Origin of the sequence: Streptomyces sp. (assembly GCF_036566765.1) — a bacterium.
Classification (GTDB): Bacteria; Actinomycetota; Actinomycetes; order Streptomycetales; family Streptomycetaceae; genus Streptomyces.
Genome location: NZ_DATCVQ010000696.1, coordinates 1 through 2781, shown reverse-complemented (window position 1 = coordinate 2781; position 2781 = coordinate 1). Strand labels below are relative to the sequence as shown.

The window sequence follows — 2781 nt, the reverse complement described above, 5'->3', positions numbered from 1 at the left end:
TCGTGCTGCCGGAGGTGGACCTGCCGGAGGTCTTCATCCCGGAGAAGAAGGCCCGGCTGGCGTTCCTGACGCGTTAGGGCCTGTCCGGCGGATCAGGGTCGGATAGGCCTAGAGCCCATGGGCTGAGAGCCGGCTCAGAAGCCGCGCGTGCGCTTCGCCGCGCGGCGGGCCGCGCGCGCGCCCGGGGCCCGCATGAACATGCGGGCCAGCTCGCCCCCCAGGTTCACCCCGATCGCGATCGCCAGCGCCAGCGCCGCCGCCTTCGCCAGCGAGCCGAAGCCCTGGTCCAGGTTGTTCTGGGCGAGCGCGAGCACACCGAAGTACGTCGCCGAGCCCGGCAGCAGCGGCCCGATCGCCGCCGTCACGTACGGCAGCGACGAGGTGTGCTCGTACCGGGCTATCAGCTGGCCGAACAGACCCACCAGGCCGGCCGCCACCGCCGTCGCCATGACCGACGAGCCGCCCGCCGTCACCGCGATCGACGCGTACACCACCCAGGCCACGCCGCCGTTCAGGGTCGCGAACAGCACCGTCGCCCGGCTCTGCTGCAGCAGGATCGCGAACGTCAGGCAGAGCACCATCGCCGCGGCGATCTGCACCACCGGCCGCTCGACCGGCTTCAGCACGCCCTCCGGATTCAGGTTCGCGTCGAACTGCACGGCCACGTACAGCACCGACAGCACGCCGACCACGATCGCCACGAAGAAGTACCCGACCTCCAGGAGCCGGGCCGAGGCCGTGATGTAGAAGCCGGTCAGACCGTCCTGCACCGCCGAGACCAGCGCCCGCCCCGGGATCAGCGCGAACAGGCCACCGGTGATCACCGCGGAGGGCCGCAGGTCCGCGTGGAGCAGCGTGAGCAGCACTCCCATCGCGGCCGGCGGCATCGCCGCCACCAGGAACTGGTAGAACTCCGGCAGCCCGCGCCCCGCGCACAGCCACGCCAGCCGGTCGCCGAGCACCGCGCCCAGCGCCGCCACGAAGAAGACCGTGAGGTCACCGCCCAGCAGCACCGAGGCCGCGCCCGCCAGGACCCCCGCCGCCGTCGTCAGCACCCAGCCCGGGTACGGGTGCCGGTTGCGCCGGATCTCCGCGAGCCGCCGGTACGCCTCCTCCGGCGCGACCTCGTGGTCCTCCGCGTTGATGTCGGCGAGCAGCTGGTACACCGCCTCCAGGCGGGTGTAGTCGGTGCCGCGCCGGCGCACGGTGCGGTTCGCGGTGACGGGCGCGTCCACCAGCGACGGCTGGTACGTGATCGACAGGAGCGTGAACGTCACCGTCGGCTCGCAGCGGTCCAGACCGTACGAGCGGCAGATCGCGAACATCGCCGCCTCGACGTCCTCCGCGCCCTCGCCGCCGGCCAGCAGCAGCTCGCCGATACGCAGCGTCAGGTCGAGCACGCGCGGCACGTTCGGCCCGGCGGCGCCCTCCTTCGGCGCCTGCTCCGGCACCGGCCGCTCCCCGACCGGCAGCCGCAGCATGGTCCGCATCCGGTCCTGCCACGGGGCGTCCTTCGACAGCCGCACCATCGGGATGCCGTGCACGGGCGTGAACGCCGGCGGGGACGTCTTCGCCGTGTACGTCGACGGCGGCACGAAGGCGGAACCTTCCTGCTCGGCCGCGGGCTCCGGCTCCAGGCCCTCCAAGCCCTCCGGGAGCGCGAACTCGGAGGTCGGATGCTCCTCCTCCGGCACGGCGGGCTGCTCGACCCCGGCCGGCGGCATGAAGGCGCTCCGTGCCTCGTCGCTCTGCGGCTTCCGGTCCTCCGCGGGTTCCTCCGGGCCGTCCGGCCTCGCCACCACTCGTTCCGCCTTCACTCCCTGCCCGGCACTCGGCCCGCCCGGCACTCGGTCGGTCCCAGTATGAACGCGCGACGGGCGGCGCACCCGGTGTGGGTGCGCCGCCCGTCGCGGACAGCGTGGGGGCCGTACCGGCTCAGTGGCCGCCCTGCTCCTGGAAGCGCTTGTACGACTTCTCGACCTCGGCCTCGGCCTCGGTGCGGCCGACCCAGTCGGCGCCCTCGACCGACTTGCCCGGCTCCAGGTCCTTGTAGACCTCGAAGAAGTGCTGGATCTCCAGGCGGTCGAACTCCGACACGTGGTGGATGTCACGCAGGTGCTCCACACGCGGGTCCGTCGCCGGGACGCACAGCAGCTTGTCGTCGCCGCCGGCCTCGTCCGTCATGCGGAACATGCCGATCGCGCGGCACTTGATGAGGCAGCCCGGGAAGGTCGGCTCGTCGAGAATGACCAGCGCGTCCAGCGGGTCACCGTCCTCGCCCAGGGTGTTCTCGATGTACCCGTAGTCCGCCGGGTAGGCGGTCGACGTGAACAGGCGGCGGTCCAGGCGGATGCGACCCGTCTCGTGGTCGACCTCGTACTTGTTACGCGACCCCTTCGGGATCTCGATGAGAACGTCGAACTCCACGGGTGGCTCCTCCTGAATCAACACATGTCAATGCTCGCGACGGCGCGCGGTGATTAAGTGTCCCTCACGCAGGTGTGTGATCGCGAAAGGGGCTGGTCAGCAATGCCGGAGCCGAGACTGTGGCAGCTCACGGCCGGCTCGGCCGTCCTGGGACTCGTCCTGGCCTCCGCAGCAGCGGCCGCCGCAGGTCCCTGGGACTCCGGTCAGCGTAAGGCCGAGCGCAGCCGGGCAGTCGCCGCGGAACGCACAGGTGGCGCACATCACGCCGTCGCCCGCGCCGCCGAGGGCCTCCCGCCGGCCCCCGAGCCCGCCCCCAGCGCCCCCGGCGTCCTCACCGCGCTCGGCTCCGGCGAC

2 protein-coding genes and 2 pseudogenes are annotated in these 2781 nt (G+C 72.2%); 2 read left to right on the top strand and 2 right to left on the bottom strand.

Annotated features, from left to right (window positions below):
* Window positions 1–77, top strand: a pseudogene (locus tag VIU94_RS40265) (GNAT family N-acetyltransferase); the annotation flags it as partial.
* 57 nt (window positions 78–134) lie between these two features.
* Here VIU94_RS40265 and VIU94_RS40260 read toward each other — a convergent pair.
* Complete coding sequence (locus VIU94_RS40260) at window positions 135–1802, bottom strand: threonine/serine exporter family protein (RefSeq protein WP_331919874.1); 1668 nt, start codon at window positions 1800–1802, stop codon at window positions 135–137.
* Window positions 1803–1935: 133 nt separating this feature from the next.
* Entirely contained in the window at window positions 1936–2427 is a 492-nt protein-coding gene (locus VIU94_RS40255; protein WP_331919872.1) for an inorganic diphosphatase, read from the bottom strand.
* A gap of 102 nt (window positions 2428–2529) precedes the next feature.
* Between VIU94_RS40255 and VIU94_RS40250 the strand changes: the two are divergent.
* Window positions 2530–2781: pseudogene (locus VIU94_RS40250) on the top strand (D-alanyl-D-alanine carboxypeptidase/D-alanyl-D-alanine endopeptidase); the annotation flags it as partial.